The organism is Erwinia mallotivora, assembly GCF_000590885.1.
In the GTDB taxonomy this organism is placed as follows: domain Bacteria; phylum Pseudomonadota; class Gammaproteobacteria; order Enterobacterales; family Enterobacteriaceae; genus Erwinia; species Erwinia mallotivora.
In genome coordinates this window covers 51,371-67,150 of the sequence record NZ_JFHN01000045.1, presented here as the reverse complement: position 1 = coordinate 67,150, position 15,780 = coordinate 51,371, and the positions used below count along the sequence as shown (strand labels likewise).

General features: G+C 51.0%; 20 protein-coding genes. 10 read left to right on the top strand and 10 right to left on the bottom strand.

What is annotated here, in order from left to right:
* Positions 1-29 precede the first annotated feature (29 nt).
* From dacB to pmrB, 3 genes are read left to right on the top strand one after another with little or no spacing between them, the layout of a single operon-like run.
* Complete coding sequence (dacB, locus tag BG55_RS09130; RefSeq protein ID WP_034937368.1) at positions 30-1,463, top strand: serine-type D-Ala-D-Ala carboxypeptidase; 1,434 nt, start codon at positions 30-32, stop codon at positions 1,461-1,463.
* Between the two features lie 5 nt (positions 1,464-1,468).
* Entirely contained in the window at positions 1,469-2,131 is a 663-nt protein-coding gene (gene pmrA / locus BG55_RS09125) for a two-component system response regulator PmrA (RefSeq protein ID WP_034936751.1), read from the top strand.
* Positions 2,128-3,183, top strand: a complete 1,056-nt coding sequence (gene pmrB, locus BG55_RS09120; RefSeq protein ID WP_034936748.1) for a two-component system sensor histidine kinase PmrB — start codon at positions 2,128-2,130, stop codon at positions 3,181-3,183. Before pmrA ends, pmrB begins: the two co-directional genes overlap by 4 nt.
* A 48-nt stretch (positions 3,184-3,231) precedes the next feature.
* On the opposite strand, the gene cgtA is transcribed toward pmrB, so the two are convergent.
* The 3 genes from cgtA to rplU form a co-directional block, all read right to left on the bottom strand.
* Entirely contained in the window at positions 3,232-4,410 is a 1,179-nt protein-coding gene (cgtA, locus tag BG55_RS09115; protein WP_034936746.1) for an Obg family GTPase CgtA, read from the bottom strand.
* 321 nt (positions 4,411-4,731) lie between these two features.
* Positions 4,732-4,989 (bottom strand): 50S ribosomal protein L27, encoded by a 258-nt coding sequence (gene rpmA / locus BG55_RS09110; protein ID WP_016190554.1) that lies wholly within the window; start codon positions 4,987-4,989, stop codon positions 4,732-4,734.
* A gap of 15 nt (positions 4,990-5,004) precedes the next feature.
* The gene (gene rplU / locus BG55_RS09105; protein WP_034936744.1) at positions 5,005-5,316 is read right to left on the bottom strand and encodes a 50S ribosomal protein L21; all 312 of its coding nucleotides are present in this window, start codon (positions 5,314-5,316) and stop codon (positions 5,005-5,007) included.
* 257 nt (positions 5,317-5,573) lie between these two features.
* Here rplU and ispB point away from each other — a divergent pair, with 257 nt between their 5' ends.
* A complete protein-coding gene (ispB, locus tag BG55_RS09100; RefSeq protein WP_034936743.1) occupies positions 5,574-6,545 on the top strand; it encodes an octaprenyl diphosphate synthase in 972 nt (323 codons plus the stop codon).
* A gap of 226 nt (positions 6,546-6,771) precedes the next feature.
* On the top strand, positions 6,772-7,032 hold the full coding sequence (locus tag BG55_RS09095; RefSeq protein ID WP_034937367.1) for a helix-turn-helix domain-containing protein: 261 nt from the start codon (positions 6,772-6,774) through the stop codon (positions 7,030-7,032).
* 47 nt (positions 7,033-7,079) lie between these two features.
* Here BG55_RS09095 and murA read toward each other — a convergent pair whose 3' ends face one another.
* From murA to mlaF, 7 genes are all read right to left on the bottom strand, one after another.
* On the bottom strand, positions 7,080-8,342 hold the full coding sequence (murA, locus tag BG55_RS09090; RefSeq protein ID WP_034936740.1) for a UDP-N-acetylglucosamine 1-carboxyvinyltransferase: 1,263 nt from the start codon (positions 8,340-8,342) through the stop codon (positions 7,080-7,082).
* Positions 8,343-8,416: 74 nt separating this feature from the next.
* Positions 8,417-8,671, bottom strand: coding sequence for a BolA family iron metabolism protein IbaG (gene ibaG / locus BG55_RS09085; protein WP_034936738.1), 255 nt, complete (start codon positions 8,669-8,671; stop codon positions 8,417-8,419).
* Between the two features lie 125 nt (positions 8,672-8,796).
* Positions 8,797-9,093 carry a lipid asymmetry maintenance protein MlaB gene (mlaB, locus tag BG55_RS09080; protein ID WP_034936736.1) on the bottom strand — a complete coding sequence of 99 codons (297 nt, stop codon included), beginning with the start codon at positions 9,091-9,093 and terminating at the stop codon, positions 8,797-8,799.
* Positions 9,093-9,728, bottom strand: a complete 636-nt coding sequence (gene mlaC / locus BG55_RS09075; RefSeq protein WP_034937365.1) for a phospholipid-binding protein MlaC — start codon at positions 9,726-9,728, stop codon at positions 9,093-9,095. The genes mlaB and mlaC overlap by 1 nt, the downstream gene beginning before the upstream one ends.
* On the bottom strand, positions 9,728-10,288 hold the full coding sequence (gene mlaD, locus BG55_RS09070; protein ID WP_034937363.1) for an outer membrane lipid asymmetry maintenance protein MlaD: 561 nt from the start codon (positions 10,286-10,288) through the stop codon (positions 9,728-9,730). Before mlaD ends, mlaC begins: the two co-directional genes overlap by 1 nt.
* Before the next feature lie 4 nt (positions 10,289-10,292).
* Entirely contained in the window at positions 10,293-11,075 is a 783-nt protein-coding gene (gene mlaE / locus BG55_RS09065; protein WP_034936735.1) for a lipid asymmetry maintenance ABC transporter permease subunit MlaE, read from the bottom strand.
* Between the two features lie 7 nt (positions 11,076-11,082).
* Positions 11,083-11,895 carry a phospholipid ABC transporter ATP-binding protein MlaF gene (mlaF, locus tag BG55_RS09060; protein WP_034936733.1) on the bottom strand — a complete coding sequence of 271 codons (813 nt, stop codon included), beginning with the start codon at positions 11,893-11,895 and terminating at the stop codon, positions 11,083-11,085.
* A 225-nt stretch (positions 11,896-12,120) separates the two neighbouring features.
* Between mlaF and BG55_RS09055 the strand changes: the two genes are divergently transcribed.
* Genes BG55_RS09055 through lptA form a run of 5 tightly spaced genes read left to right on the top strand, consistent with a single transcriptional unit; the run spans position 12,121 to position 15,777 of the window.
* Positions 12,121-13,101, top strand: a complete 981-nt coding sequence (locus tag BG55_RS09055) for a calcium/sodium antiporter (RefSeq protein WP_034936731.1) — start codon at positions 12,121-12,123, stop codon at positions 13,099-13,101.
* 15 nt (positions 13,102-13,116) lie between these two features.
* The gene (gene kdsD, locus BG55_RS09050; RefSeq protein ID WP_034936730.1) at positions 13,117-14,103 is read left to right on the top strand and encodes an arabinose-5-phosphate isomerase KdsD; all 987 of its coding nucleotides are present in this window, start codon (positions 13,117-13,119) and stop codon (positions 14,101-14,103) included.
* A gap of 15 nt (positions 14,104-14,118) precedes the next feature.
* Entirely contained in the window at positions 14,119-14,685 is a 567-nt protein-coding gene (gene kdsC / locus BG55_RS09045) for a 3-deoxy-manno-octulosonate-8-phosphatase KdsC (protein ID WP_034936727.1), read from the top strand.
* Positions 14,682-15,257 carry an LPS export ABC transporter periplasmic protein LptC gene (lptC, locus tag BG55_RS09040; RefSeq protein ID WP_034936724.1) on the top strand — a complete coding sequence of 192 codons (576 nt, stop codon included), beginning with the start codon at positions 14,682-14,684 and terminating at the stop codon, positions 15,255-15,257. Before kdsC ends, lptC begins: the two co-directional genes overlap by 4 nt.
* Entirely contained in the window at positions 15,229-15,777 is a 549-nt protein-coding gene (lptA, locus tag BG55_RS09035) for a lipopolysaccharide ABC transporter substrate-binding protein LptA (RefSeq protein WP_034936722.1), read from the top strand. The genes lptC and lptA overlap by 29 nt, the downstream gene beginning before the upstream one ends.
* Positions 15,778-15,780: the final 3 nt, after the last annotated feature.

Here is a 15,780-nt window from a genome sequence, read left to right as displayed (position 1 = left end):
CAACATCACCTGCCAGTAAACGCGAGATTATGCGATTTTCACCATTTATAACCGGCCTGGCCTGCGCATTTATGCTAAATGCACAGGCCGCACAGGTCGAAGATTACACCCAGTATCTGCCAGATGGCGCCAATCTGACACTGATTGTCCAAAAAATAGGTGCAAGCACACCCTCCATTGATTATCACAGCAAACAGATGGCCCTTCCCGCCAGTACCATGAAGGTGATCACCGCACTGGCAGCACTGCTGCAACTGGGACCAGATTACCGATTTCACACCCAGCTGGAAAGTAAGGGGAGCATCAGCGATGGAACGTTGAAAGGCGATCTTGTCGCACGATTTGGCGGCGATCCCACCCTGACCCGGCAGGATTTACGTAATATGGTGGCAAATCTTAAAAAACAGGGTATCCAGCATATTCAGGGAAATCTGGTCATTGATACCTCCATTTTTGCCAGCCACGATAAAGCACCGGGCTGGCCCTGGAATGACCTGACACAATGCTTCAGCGCGCCTCCTGCTGCGGCAATTGTCGACCGCAACTGTTTTTCGGTATCGCTGTACAGTGCGCCTAATCCGGGCGAAAAAGCTTTTATCCGGGTTGCGTCTTACTATCCGGTCAACATGTTCAGTGAAGTCCGCACTCTGGCTCGGGGTTCATCAGAAGCGCAGTATTGTGAACTGGATGTGATGCCTGGCGAGCTGAATCGCTTTACATTAACGGGCTGTATGACGCAACGCTCTGAACCTCTTCCGCTGGCTTTTGCTATCCAGGATGGGGCCAGCTATGCAGGCGCTCTGCTGAAAGCAGAGTTGCAGGATGCAGGTATCGACTATTCAGGTCATCTTCTACGCCAGACGCAGGTCACCACGCCTGCCACCGTGCTGGCTGCAACGCAGTCCGCTCCCCTGCACGATTTGCTGAAAATTATGTTGAAGAAGTCGGACAACATGATTGCCGACACCGTTTTCCGCACTATCGGTCATGAACGCTTTGGAGTACCGGGTACCTGGCGCGCGGGTTCTGATGCCGTACGTCAGATCCTGCGACAGAAAGCAAATGTCGATTTGGGTAACAGTATCCAGGTGGATGGCTCAGGTTTGTCACGCCATGATTTGCTTTCACCTGCTACTATGATGCAGGTGTTGCAATACATTGCAAAAAACGATCAACAATTAAACTTTATCTCCATGTTGCCACTTGCGGGTTATGACGGCACCTTACGTTATCGGGGTGGTCTGCACGAGGCTGGCGTGGATGGCAAAGTGTCAGCCAAAACAGGTTCACTACAAGGCGTCTATAATCTTGCCGGCTTCATGACCACCGCCAGTGGACAGCGCGTGGCTTTTGTTCAGTATCTTTCTGGCTATGCGGTTCCGCCGCAGGATCAGAAACAGCGCCGTATTCCGTTGGTTCGCTTTGAAAGCCGACTCTATAAGGATGTTTACCAAAACAACTGACAACAATGAAATTACTGATTGTGGAAGATGACGCGCTCTTGCTGGGCGGGCTGGTTCAGGCACTAACCAGTGAGGGCTACGCCGTGGACACAGCAACAAAAGGATCAGAAGCATGTGCCCTGCTGGACAGTGGGCAATATAGTCTGATCGTGCTTGATCTGGGGCTGCCGGATCGTGATGGTGGCGATCTGCTACGTCAGTGGCGCAAAGCCCATATCGATCTACCGGTGTTAATTCTCACCGCCCGCGACGCTTTAGAGGATCGGGTAGAAGGTCTGGATGCGGGAGCCGATGATTATCTGGTGAAGCCTTTTGCTCTTGTTGAGTTAAAAGCCAGGGTGCGGGCTTTGATTCGTCGCTATCAGGGGCACAGTGATAATTTGCTGCAACAGGGGGATATTTCGCTCAATCTCTCCTCACGGCAGGTTTATCTCGACAATCAGCCGCTTGAAATTACCCCGAAAGAGTTTGCCTTGCTGACCCGTTTACTGATGCGTATCGGCCAGACGGTGCATCGTGAAACTTTACAGCAGGACCTTTACAGTTGGCAGGATGATACCGGCTCTAATACGCTGGAAGTTCACATTCATAACCTACGGCGCAAACTGGGCAAAGATCGTATCCGAACCGTCCGTGGTGTGGGATATCGTCTGGAAGAACGCGCGTGAACAGTATGCGTCGGCGCTTGCTGATTATGCTGGCGCTGATCCTGCTCACCTGCCAGTTAATGAGTGCCGCCTGGCTGTGGCATGAAAGTCGTGAGCAGATAGGTTTTCTGGTTAACGAAACGCTTTCGGCTCACGCACGTAATGAACGGGTTGAAGGAGAGATACGCGAAGCGATCGCCTCTCTGCTGCTGCCCTCGCTGGTGATGGTTTGCTTAACACTGTTACTGTCATTCTGGGCGATAAGCTGGATTATTCGTCCACTTCGCTCACTGCAAACAAGCCTGTCAGAGCGTTCGGCTGATAATCTGACGCCACTGCCACATTTTTCCGATATGACTGAGATAGCAGCAGTAACAGGTGCAATGAATCAGCTTTTGGGCAGGCTGGAACACACGTTGCAACAGGAGCGGCTGTTTACCGCCGATGCCGCTCATGAGCTCCGTACCCCGCTTGCCGGACTGCGTCTGCATCTGGAACTGCTTGAGCAACAGGGTGTGCCACAGGGAAAAATGTTGGTTGAGCGAATTGACCAACTGATGCATGTCATTGAGCAGTTGCTGATGCTGTCGCGGGCCGGTCAGGCGCTGGCAGGGGGCCATTATCAGATCGTTAGCTGGTATGCCGTATTTGCCCCCTTGCAGGTTGAAATGGTCGAAATGCTGGCCTTACGCAATCAGACGCTCGAAGAGCCCGGCAATATGACTCCCAGCATCCAGGGAGATGCCGTATTACTGCGATTAATGTTGCGTAATCTGCTGGAGAATGCCTCCCGCTACAGTCCGGAAGGAAGCCATATCAGTCTGATTGTGCAGACAGAACAAGGTGGCAGTAGTTTTACCGTGCGGGATGAAGGACCGGGGATCGATCCCTCTGCGACGCAGGATCTGACCAAAGCATTTCGCCGCATGGATCAGCGCTATGGTGGAAGTGGGCTGGGATTAAATATTGTGCAGAGAATCGCTCAGCTTCACCACGGCGAATTACGTTTGCATAATCGCCAGGACCGCAGCGGCCTCAATGCAACCTGCTGGCTACCCGCAAAGCTTAACTGAACTGCAATGGCGATCGAAAAGGGACACAGATTGTGTCCCTTTGCTGTATCACCGCTGGTAGATGATTTCGACGCCTTCGTCGTCGTCCTCGTCCCATTCATCATCCCAGTCGTCATCATCTTCTACCGACTGTTCAGCTTCTTCAAGTTGCTGACGATGATAGTCGTCCCACATAAATTCCACTTTCTCAGGCTGCTTCTGCGCCTCTTCCGCTTCTTTGGGATTGGCATTAAGGAAAGCCATGACATCCCAACAAAGAGGAGTTACACCAGCACGATTAGCTGCTGAGATCAGATAGTATTTATCACTCCAGCCTAACGACTCGGCAATCGCTTTAGCCCGCGATTCAGCTTCAGTCTGCTCCAACAGATCGACTTTGTTGAATACCAGCCAGCGTGGCTTATTGAACAACTTTTCACTGTACTTTTTCAGCTCCGCCAGAATAATACGGGCATTTTCCACCGGGTCAGATTCGTCAATCGGTGCCAGATCAATGGTATGCAGTAATACCCGGCAACGTTCAAGATGCTTCAGGAAGCGAATGCCTAAACCCGCCCCTTCAGAAGCTCCCTCTATCAAACCGGGAATATCCGCCACAACAAAACTTTGCTCGCTGTCCATCCGTACCACACCCAGGCTGGGTGCCAGAGTGGTAAAAGGATAGTCTGCCACTTTAGGCCGGGCGGCAGAAACAGCTCTGATAAAAGTGGACTTACCCGCATTGGGCAGTCCCAGCATCCCTACGTCTGCCAGCAACAGCAATTCAAGCTGGAGGTCTCGTTTTTCACCCGGCGTCCCCATGGTTTTCTGACGTGGCGTACGGTTCACCGAGGATTTAAAACGGCTGTTACCCAGGCCATGCCAGCCGCCTTTGGCCACCATCTGTAGCTGACCATGACTCATCATGTCGCCCAGCGTTTCACCTGTGCCCTGGTCGATAACCCGGGTGCCAACCGGAACTTTGATAATAATGTCCTGGCCGCGTTTGCCGGTGCAGTCACGACTCTTACCATTCTGACCACGTTCAGCACGAAAAGACTTTTCAAAGCGATAGTCGATCAGCGTGTTCAGGTTTTCGTCGGCCTGGACATAAACATCACCGCCATCACCGCCATCACCACCATCCGGACCGCCTTTAGGAATATATTTCTCACGACGGAAGCTGACGCAGCCATTACCACCATCGCCCGCAGCAACGAGGATCGTCGCCTCATCAACAAACTTCATGTTACTTCTCCGTAAATCATCTTTCCGCCCCGCTTTGCTATGCAGGTACGGCATGAGCCGTCGGGGCAGACCAGCGGTCTGATGACGGTAGCAAGGTGCCTGGTTCCGCAAAATTAATTTGCATTGCATCCCTGAAGGGACGATATCAACACATCCTGCAACTGAATATAAAGTGTACAGCAAAAAAGAAATTGCCGTGAATCTGCCGACCGCAGGGCCAACAAATCAAAATGCAGAATGTAAAAAGCCCCGCAATCATAGCGGGGCTTCATGATTCGCTGCTGAAAGCGGTATCAGCTACCGCCTTCCGACACGAAAACCTTACTCAGCAACGATGCTGATGTATTTACGGTTATTCGGGCCTTTTACTTCAAACAGGACCTTGCCGTTTGCAGTTGCAAACAGTGTGTGGTCACGGCCACAGCCTACGTTGTTACCCGCGTGGAATTTGGTTCCGCGCTGACGAACGATGATGCTGCCTGCCAGTACTGATTCACCACCAAAACGCTTAACACCCAGGCGTTTTGCATTGGAGTCGCGACCATTTCGTGTGGAGCCGCCAGCCTTTTTGTGTGCCATTTGTCAGATCTCCTCTTAGGCGCTGATGCCAGTGATCTTCACATCAGTGAACCACTGACGGTGACCCTGCTGCTTACGGTAGTGTTTACGACGACGAAACTTAACAATTTTAACTTTCTCGCCGCGACCATGAGCAACGATTTCTGCCTTGATCACGCCACCTGAAACTAAAGGCGCGCCAATAGTCACGTCTTCACCGTTAGCAATCATCAGAACCTGGTCGAATTCAATCGTTTCGCCGGTTGCGATATCCAGCTTTTCCAGGCGAACGGTCTGACCTTCGCTTACTCGGTGTTGTTTACCACCACTTTGGAAAACCGCGTACATATAAACTCCGCTTTCGCGCTTGCCATCCTGGTTTCAGGCTGCGCTATAAATATTCACAATAGGGCGCGAATTCTACGCAAGTTCACAGGCAATGACAAGGGGCTGTTGCAGGGTATTGCAGAAAAAAAACGCAAAGCGTATGCAAACGTTTCTCCGCCGGGATTTTCAAGTACAATCTGTTATACATTAGTCATTGCCGCAGGTACGGGTAAAGACGCTTATCATAGCAGCATACTGAGCAATAGCTGAACAGACTGATGAACTTAGAACAGATAAACGAACTCACCGCACAGGATATGGCGGACGTCAATGCAACAATACTTGAACAGCTGAATTCTGAGGTATCCTTCATCAATCAGTTGGGTTACTACATTATTAGCGGCGGGGGAAAACGTATTCGCCCGATGATCGCCGTTTTAGCCGCTCGCGCGCTCAACTATTCAGGAAAACAACACGTTACAGTTGCTGCCCTGATCGAATTCATTCATACAGCAACTCTGCTGCATGATGATGTGGTTGATGAGTCAGATATGCGCCGGGGTAAAGCAACCGCTAATGCGACTTTTGGTAACGCGGCAAGCGTGCTGGTTGGGGACTTTATTTATACCCGGGCGTTTCAGATGATGACCAGCCTGGGTTCTCTGCGCGTGCTCGCATTGATGTCTGAAGCCGTAAACGTGATTGCCGAAGGTGAAGTGCTGCAACTGATGAACTGCAATGACCCCGATATCAGTGAAGAGAGCTACATGCGGGTCATCTACAGTAAAACCGCGCGACTGTTTGAGGCTGCGGCTCAATCTTCTGCAATCCTTGCCTCAGCGACGTCAGAACAGGAAAAAGCTTTGCAGGATTATGGACGATTTATTGGAACCGCTTTCCAGTTAATCGATGATTTGTTGGATTACAGTGCGGATGGCAAAACTCTCGGTAAAAATGTCGGCGATGACCTGAGTGAAGGCAAGCCAACGTTGCCACTCCTCCACGCCATGCGCAACGGTACCGCAGAGCAGGCAGCAATGATTCGGGGCGCAATTGAACAGGGTAATGGTCGCCATTTACTTGAGCCGGTATTAGATGCGATGCATCAGTGTGGTTCACTCATCTGGACACGCCGTGCAGCTGAACAGGAAGCGGATAAAGCTATCGCGGCGCTTAAGGTATTGCCCGAGTCGCCCTGGCGCAGCGCACTTGAAGCGCTGGCGCACATGTCGGTGCAACGCGAATTCTGATACGCAATCTCTCCAGGCGCGGAAACCCGCGCTCTTCTTTTGCGATGATGTTGATGCACAACCCCGTCACCTGAACATTCGGGCTTAATTCGCTTTGCAAATTACCCTGTTACGTTTCACGCCTTTTGCGTAATGCCACACAAAATCAGCCCGACATCAAGAAAGTATTGGAAATAACTGGAGTTTTATTGCTATAAAATGTCCTGCGTACATGGAGGACGAATTGATGCTTCAAAAGAAAAAAGACTGGCATAATGCCGACATCATTGCAGGTTTGCGCAAACAGGGCACCACGCTGGCTGCCTTATCTCGTGAGGCAGGGTTGAGTTCTTCAACGCTGGCCAATGCTTTGTTCCGCCCCTGGCCAAAAGGAGAGTGGCTTATTGCTGATGCGTTAATGATTCATCCCGCCGAAATCTGGCCGAGTCGTTACTACGATCCAGTAAACCACAGCCTGATAGATCGCAAACGATTAATCAGAGCATGAAAAAAGGCCGGTAGTATTCAGACTACCGGCCTTATTTATCCTGGGGATTACTCTTCGCCGTTTACACGCTCAATATTGGCACCCAGTGCCTTAAGCTTGTCTTCAATATGCTCATAGCCACGATCAATATGATAAATACGATCAACGATAGTTGTGCCTTCAGCAATACATCCTGCCAGCACCAGACTGGCTGAAGCGCGTAAATCCGTCGCCATAACTTGCGCACCAGAGAGTTTTTCCACGCCATGGCAAATCGCCGTATTGCTCTCCAATTCAGCATGTGCACCCATGCGAATAAGCTCAGGTATATGCATGAAACGGTTTTCAAAGATGGTTTCAGTAATGACACCGGTCCCTTCCGCAACCAGATTCAACAGGCTGAACTGTGCCTGCATATCGGTAGGGAAACCAGGATGTGGTGCGGTGCGGAAATTAACCGCTTTTGGACGCTTACCGTGCATGTCCAGACTAATCCAGTCCGGTCCCAGTTCGATATCTGCTCCCGCCTCGCGCAGTTTTGCCAGCACGGCATCCAGCGTGTCGGGTTGCGTTGAGCGACAAACCACCCTTCCGCCGGAAATTGCCGCAGCAATCAGGAAAGTTCCGGTTTCAATGCGATCGGGAAGGACACGGTAAACACCGCCACCCAGCCGTTCAACGCCTTCGATGGTGATACGGTCACTGCCAGCACCGCTGATTTTCGCCCCCAGCGTGTTAAGAAAGTTTGCAGTATCAACAATTTCCGGCTCGCGTGCAGCGTTCTCGATAATCGTGGTGCCCGTTGCCAGGGTTGCAGCACTCATGATGGTTACAGTCGCACCCACGCTGACCTTATCCATCACGATATGCGCGCCCTTCAGACGTCCATCAACAGAGGCTTTGACGTAGCCCTCCTCCAGTCTGATTTCAGCACCGAGTTGCTCAAGGCCAGTGATATGCAGGTCAACCGGGCGAGCGCCTATAGCACAGCCACCGGGCAGGGAAACCTGCCCCTGGCCAAAACGCGCCACCAGTGGGCCAAGCGCCCAGATTGATGCACGCATGGTTTTGACCAACTCATAAGGCGCGCAGTAAATATTGACGTCGCTGGCATCCAGATGCACTGACCCATTGCGGTCCACCTTCACCCCCAGCTGGCTGAGCAGTTTCATGGTGGTATCAATGTCCTTCAGTTTTGGGACATTCTGAATCTCGACAGGATCGGACGCCAACAGAGCAGCGAACAGGATCGGCAGCGCAGCGTTTTTTGCGCCAGAGATTGTAACTTCCCCGCTTAAACGGGTTGGACCCTGCACACGAAATTTATCCATTGCACCAGTTCTCTTTGATCAAACCTAAATTTCTGTCCACACGTCATCATCTGACGCCGGACACAACCCACCGCTCAAAAGCCGTTCAGCTTACGATCGCGCGCCCATTCGTCAGGGGTGTATGTTTTGATTGATACCGCATGAATACGGTTGTCAGCGATGTAAGTCATTAACGGTGCATAGACCGTTTGTTGCTTTTTAACACGGCTGAGTTCACCAAACAGTTCGCCTACGGCTATCACCTGAAAGTGGCTACCATCGCCGGTAACATGAACTTCCTGTAAAGGTAATGCACTCATCAGCACAGATTGAATTTCACTGGTTTCCATAACGCTTCAGAATTCACTTAATGATTAACAAGGCACACATCTTAGTGGAAAGTGCCGCTATCTTAAACAAACAAAAAAAGCCCCGGACAACGCAGGGGCTTATTTTATAAGCGACTCACCGTTTGTCAGTTACGGGAGATAATGATTTGCTGAAGATTATACAGTGAAATCAGCGTACGAAGCTTATCGGTAATCCCGGTGAACAGCAGCGTTTTTCCCTGATGCAAGGCTATCTGCCGCAAATGGACAAGCAGTGCCAGCCCGGCAGTGTCCACCCTTTCTAACGCTGAGACATCAATAGTATCAACCTGTGTCATGACCGATTCACGTTGATCCCACAATGCCATTAATGTCTGCCGCTCAAGTTCTCCGGAAAGAAGCAGTTGATGCGACTCTACGCGCCAGTTAAGTTGAGCGCGCATTACCGTTGCTTATCCAGTTTGATTGGCTGATTAGCATAAGATTTCAGCAGTTCTGTCAATCCATCCACCCCTTTCAGGCGCAAAACATCGCTCCATTCGTTCTGTTTGGTGGTAATCATGCTCACGCCCTCAGCAATCATGTCGTAAGCCTGCCAGTCACCCGTACGGGTGTTTTTCCGCCACTGAAAATCAAGGCGAACCGGTGGACGGCCATTTGGATCAATGATGGTTACACGAATAGCGATGATGCTGGCGTCAGCATAGGGCTGCTCAGGCGCAATTTGATACGTCTGGCCATTGTAAAGCGCCAGCGCCTGGCCATAGGCCTGAGCCAGATAGTCGCCAAAAGCATTGAAATAAGCTTCCCGTTGCGCTGGCGTGGCTTCACGATAGTAACGCCCCAGTACCAGAGCGCCGGCATACTTTGTCTGAACATAAGGCAACAACTCTTCACGAACAATCTGGCGTAAATAATCAGGATTTTGTTTGATCTTAGGTTGCTCATTTTTAAGGCGGGTAAAGGTTTTAGCTGCCGCTTCATTCATCAGCTGATAAGGATTGGTTTGATCAGCCGCTGCATTAACCGCAATGGGTGCAATAACCAGCATCGCGGCCATCAGGAAACGTTTAAACATCATTTGCCCTCTTCTGAGTGAGTCGTTGCGGTCGGCGCAGATTGTGCATTTGTTTCGGGTGCCGCCGACGAAGCGTTTTTGTTATCACTGGCGTTGCCACTCTTGTACAGGAACTGGCCAATCAGGTCCTCAAGAACCATCGCTGATTTGGTATCCCGCAATGTGCTGCCATCCTTAAGCATAGACGTTCCCATTTCCGGATCGTCAAAACCGACATTCAACGCCAGAAATTGCTCGCCCAACAGCCCTGACGTTCTGATCGCCAGTGAGCTGGTATCCGGCAGTTGATTGTATTTGTCATTAATATTCATCGTGACGCGAGGCGAATACGTTTTGCTGTCCAGCTCTATATCGGTGACCCGACCAATCACCACACCACCGATTTTCACTGGCGAGCCGGTTTTCAATCCGCCAATGTTGTCGAAGGTGGCATACAAACGCCAGGTCGGCTCACTGCCTGACAATTTGAGATCGGCCACCCGCAGGCAGAGGAAAAGCGCAGCACAGAGTGCAAGTATTAAAAATGCGCCCACCCAAATTTCACTTTTTTTCGTTTGCATTGCTTCAATTCCCAAACATCAGTGCTGTCAGCACAAAATCTAAACCGAGTACCGCCAGAGAAGCGTGTACCACTGTGCGCGTCGTGGCCCGACTGATCCCCTCTGAAGTTGGGATCGCATCATAGCCATTGAAAAGAGCAATCCAGCTGACGGTAACAGCGAAAACAGCACTCTTGATTACACAGTTAATGATATCAGTTCGTACATCGACGGCATTTTGCATGGCAGACCAGAAGAAACCGCTATCAATCCCTTTCCAACTCACGCCAACAACCGCCCCGCCAAGGATACCGACGGCAACAAAGATTAACGTCAGCAATGGCATACTGATAAAACCAGCCCAGAAGCGCGGTGAAATAATCCTGCGCAGAGGATCGACAGCCATCATTTCCATGCTGGAAAGTTGTTCCGTCGCTTTCATCAGGCCAATCTCAGCGGTCAGCGCCGATCCCGCCCTGCCTGCGAAGAGCAATGCGGTCACCACCGGTCCCAACTCACGCAGCAGAGATAACGCCACCAACATGCCAAGACTGCTTTCCGCACCATAAGTGTTTAACACGAGGTAACCTTGTAACCCCAACACCATCCCAATAAACAGGCCGGAAACAACAATGATTAACAGCGACAGCACGCCAATGCTGTACAGTTGTTTAATTAATAGCGGCGCATGCTTACGAAAATGCGGTACGCCCACCAGCGAGTGAAAAAGCATTAATCCTGCACGACCAAAGGATGCACAGGTATTGATTGCCTTGCGTCCCACCAATGCCAGTCCTGATAAAAACATCAGTCAATTAACTCCCTGAGCCGGTTAAATCTTGCAGATAGTCTCCCGCGGGGAAACGAAACGGCACCGGGCCGTCAGCAATGCCATCAATAAACTGACGTACCCTTGCATCCTGATTCTCACGCAACGCTTTCGCCGTACCCTGAGCGATAACCTTCTGTCCGGCAATGATATAGGCATAGTCAGCAATACTTAGCACTTCCGGTACGTCGTGGGAAACCACGATGCAGGTCATGCCAAGAGCATGATTCAGCTCGTCAATCAGCTTAACCAGCACCCCCATCGTAATCGGATCCTGACCCACAAAGGGTTCATCGAACATGATTAGCTCGGGTTCCAGCGCAATGGCTCGCGCCAACGCGGCCCGTCGTGCCATGCCACCTGACAGTTCTGACGGTTTTAACTGCGCTGCGCCACGAAGTCCGACGGCCTCAAGTTTCATCATTACCGTGCTGTGCAGTAGCTCAGGTGACAACTGCGTATGCTCACGCAGAGGCCAGGCGACGTTATCAAAGACGTTGAGATCAGTAAATAAGGCACCGGACTGAAAAAGCATGCTCATTTTCTTACGCGCTTCGTACAATCCGGAACGAGAAAGGCTGGGAATATTCTCGCCGTTAAACCAGATTTCACCGTGGTCTGGCCGCAGTTGACCGCCAATCAGACGTAATAACGTGGTTTTACCAATGCCTGAAGGCCCCATAATGGCCGTTACCTTCCCTCTGGGTACCGTCAGCGAGATGTTATCAAATACCGGCCGATCGCCACGGGAAAAACTGACCCCGCGAACATCCACCAAATTCACCTCCGTCTGCCCCATAGTTACCTCTTATCCTCTTTTTCAGGCATAAAATTTTCTCCGATGGTATCGCATATGCGTGCATCCAGGACACTTTTACAGAAACTTACCCTGAAGACGTGGCTAAAGTTGGCATAAGTTTTACTTTTTGCTTTCAGATCGTCAAAATCAGCGCATTCTTTTGCGCTCTTGCCTCAGATGTCGCGCCAGACCAGCCGACGATTATATCCGATCAAAGGACATTACATGCTCGTAGCTACAGCACTATTCATTATCGGTTTGGTCCTGCTGGTATATGGTGCAGATCGTCTGGTGTTCAGCGCTGCCATTCTTTGCCGTGCTTCAGGCATTCCACCGCTGATTATCGGCATGACCGTAGTGGGCATTGGCACCTCACTGCCTGAACTGATTGTCTCTTTCTCTGCGGCCACGCACGGGCAGATGGATATTGCTGTTGGTACAGTGATAGGTTCGAATATTACGAATATTCTGTTAATTCTCGGAGGCGCTGCCCTGCTTCATCCATTGACAGTGCATTCAAATTTAATCCGCCGCGAGCTGCCGCTGATGCTGCTGGTCACTCTGCTGTGCGGCGTGATGCTGTTCGATAACAACCTGAGTCGCAATAACGGACTGGCGCTGATCACTATCGCCGTCATTTACCTGCTTTTTATTATCAAAATCGCCCGTAAAGCCGAGCGCGATAACAATGATGCTCTCACGCGTGAGCAGCTGGCCGAACTGCCACGGGACGATGTGGGCAATACGGTAGCGTTTCTCTGGCTGGCGGTGGCGTTGATTATTCTGCCAATGTCGACGCGGATGGTGATCGACAACGCAACGGTCATTGCAGATTTCTTTGGTATCAGCGAACTGGTTATTGGGCTGACAATTATTTCGGTTGGCACCAGCCTGCCTGAACTGGCAACGGTAATCGCAGGTGCCCTGAAAGGCGAAGACGATATTGCTGTGGGAAATTTGATCGGCTCCAATATCTACAATATCGCGATTGTTCTGGGCATCCCCGCAGTGGTTCACCCGGGAAGTGTCGATATGCATGCTTTTGCCCGTGACTATTGGGTGATGCTGGGCGTCAGTGCGCTGTTCACCCTTATTTGCCTGCAACGCAGCCGCCGTATTGGACGGGTAGCCGGTGCCATACTGTTGAGCGGCTTTATAGCCTGGGTCACTGTACTCTACTGGCAGCCCACGGCCACCTTCTGGTAAAAGGATTAAAAAATTATGTCACCAGTTATCCCTGAGCCCGGTTTTGATTTTCAGCAGGCGGGAAAAGAGGTTCTGAATACAGAACGTGAAGGTCTGGAACAACTCGATCAATACATCAATGCTGACTTTACGGAAACCTGTAAGCGTATCTACAGCTGCATGGGTAAAGTCGTGGTGATGGGGATGGGTAAATCCGGTCATATCGGTAAAAAAATGGCGGCTACCTTTGCCAGTACTGGCACTCCCGCTTTTTTTGTTCATCCGGCAGAAGCGAGCCACGGCGATCTGGGCATGGTGAGCGCCGGTGATATTGTAATTGCCATCTCTAACTCTGGTGAATCTTCTGAGATTCTGGCGCTGATCCCCGTGCTGAAGCGTTTGCAGGTGTCACTCATTTGCATGACCAGTCGGCCAGAGAGCGCAATGGGCCGGGCCGCTGATATTCATCTGTGTGTTAAAGTCCCACAGGAAGCCTGTCCGCTTGGACTGGCACCGACCACCAGCACAACGGCCATGCTGGTCATGGGGGATGCTCTGGCTGTCGCACTGTTGAAAGCGCGTGGCTTTACCGCTGAAGACTTTGCTCTGTCTCATCCTGGCGGGGCGCTGGGCCGTAAACTCCTGCTAACCGTGAATGATATTATGCACAGCGGCGATGAGATCCCTCACGTCAGTCGGGATGCGTCACTGCGCGACGCCCTGCTGGAAATTACCCGAAAAAATATGGGGATGACGGTGATCTGTGACGATTTGATGAAGATCGAGGGTATCTTTACCGATGGTGATTTACGTCGCGTCTTTGATATGGGTATTGATATTCAGCAGGCCAGCATTGCCAGCGTCATGACTACAGGGGGTATTCGCGTCCGGCCGAATACCCTGGCGGTGGATGCTCTGAATCTGATGCAAAGCCGTAACATTACCGCGTTGATGGTCGCAAACGGCGACGTTCTGCTCGGTGTGGTGCATATGCATGACATGTTGCGTGCAGGTGTGGTTTAACAAGGAATAAGATCAATGAGCACAGCTGCAAACTGGATTGAAACTTGCTACGGCAAAGTCAGTAAAGAGGTAATGAGCCGCGCCAGCCGGATCAGCCTGCTGATTTGCGACGTTGACGGGGTAATGTCTGACGGCGTGATCTATCAGGGTAATAATGGCGAGGAACTAAAAGCGTTTAATGTCCGGGATGGGTATGGCATACGTTGTCTGCTGACCTCTGGCGTGGAAGTCGCTATTATCACTGGTCGTAACGCAAAGTTGCTGGTTGACCGCTGTGCGACGCTGGGAATTACGCATCTTTACCAGGGCCAGTCTGATAAGATTCTGGCCTTCCGCGAACTTCTGGATAAACTGTCACTTCAGCCCGAGCAAGTGGCTTATATTGGTGATGATTTGATCGACTGGCCGGTAATGGAACAGGTAGGGCTGAGTGTGGCGGTGGCAGATGCCCACCCGGTACTTGTTCCGCGTGCTGACTATGTCACGCGCATTGCAGGCGGTCGCGGCGCAGTGCGCGAAATTTGCGATCTGATACTGATCGCGCAGGGTAAGTTTGATGAGGCCAAAGGGCAGTCTGTATGAGTAAAACAAGGCGTTGGATTACGCTGTTGCTGGCCCTGGTGGCTATCGTGCTTATTGGCTGGAATCTGGCTGATAACGACAACAGCGCCGCACCCGCAGCGGGAAACGGCCAGGAACCAACCTACACCAGCCAGTCATCGAATACCGTGGTTTATAACCCGCAGGGAGCCCTGAACTATAAGCTCGTGTCAGACAAAGTGACCTATTTTTCCCTTGATGGGGTAAGTTGGTTCGATAACCCAATCATGACCACCTACGATGAGAATAAAATTCCCACCTGGTCAGTGCGCTCTGACAAAGCGAAGTTGACCAATGATCGCATGCTGTATCTTTACGGCCATGTTGAGGTCAACAGCCTGACTCAGGATGCCCAACTGCAAAGAATCAAAACCGATAATGCAGTCGTCAACCTTGTCACTCAGGATGTCACTTCAGAAGATCAGGTGACGCTATATGGCACCAGCTTTAACTCTACCGGCATGAAAATGCGCGGGAATTTACGCAACAAAACTGCCGAGTTGATTGAAAAGGTCAAAACCTCCTATGAAATTCAAAATGCAAAACAATCTTAAGTTTTTGACACTCGGCCTGCTGTTGGCTGCCAGCCTGCCAGCTCTCGCACTGACCGGCGACTCAGATAAACCGGTCAATGTGGATTCCGAAAACCAGGCGCTGGATATGCAGGGTAATGTAGCTACCTTCACCGGCAACGTTATCGTCACCCAGGGTTCGATTAAAATTACCGCTGACAAAGTGGTGGTTACCCGTCCGGGCGGAGACAGTAAAAAAACGATTGTTGACGCTTACGGTAATCCCGCCACTTTTTATCAAATGCAGGATAACGGTAAACCCGTTAAAGGCCATGCCCTGAAAATGCATTATGAACTGGCAACAGACTTTGTTGAGCTGACCGGCAATGCCTATCTTGAACAGCTCGACAGCAATGTTAAAGGCGATCGGATTACCTATCTGGTTAAAGAGCAGAAAATGCAGGCCTATGGCAACACCGGCAAGCGTGTCACTACCGTTCTGGTTCCTTCACAGTTGCAGGATAAAGGTAACCCGTCCACTGGACAGAAAAAGAGTAACTAATCA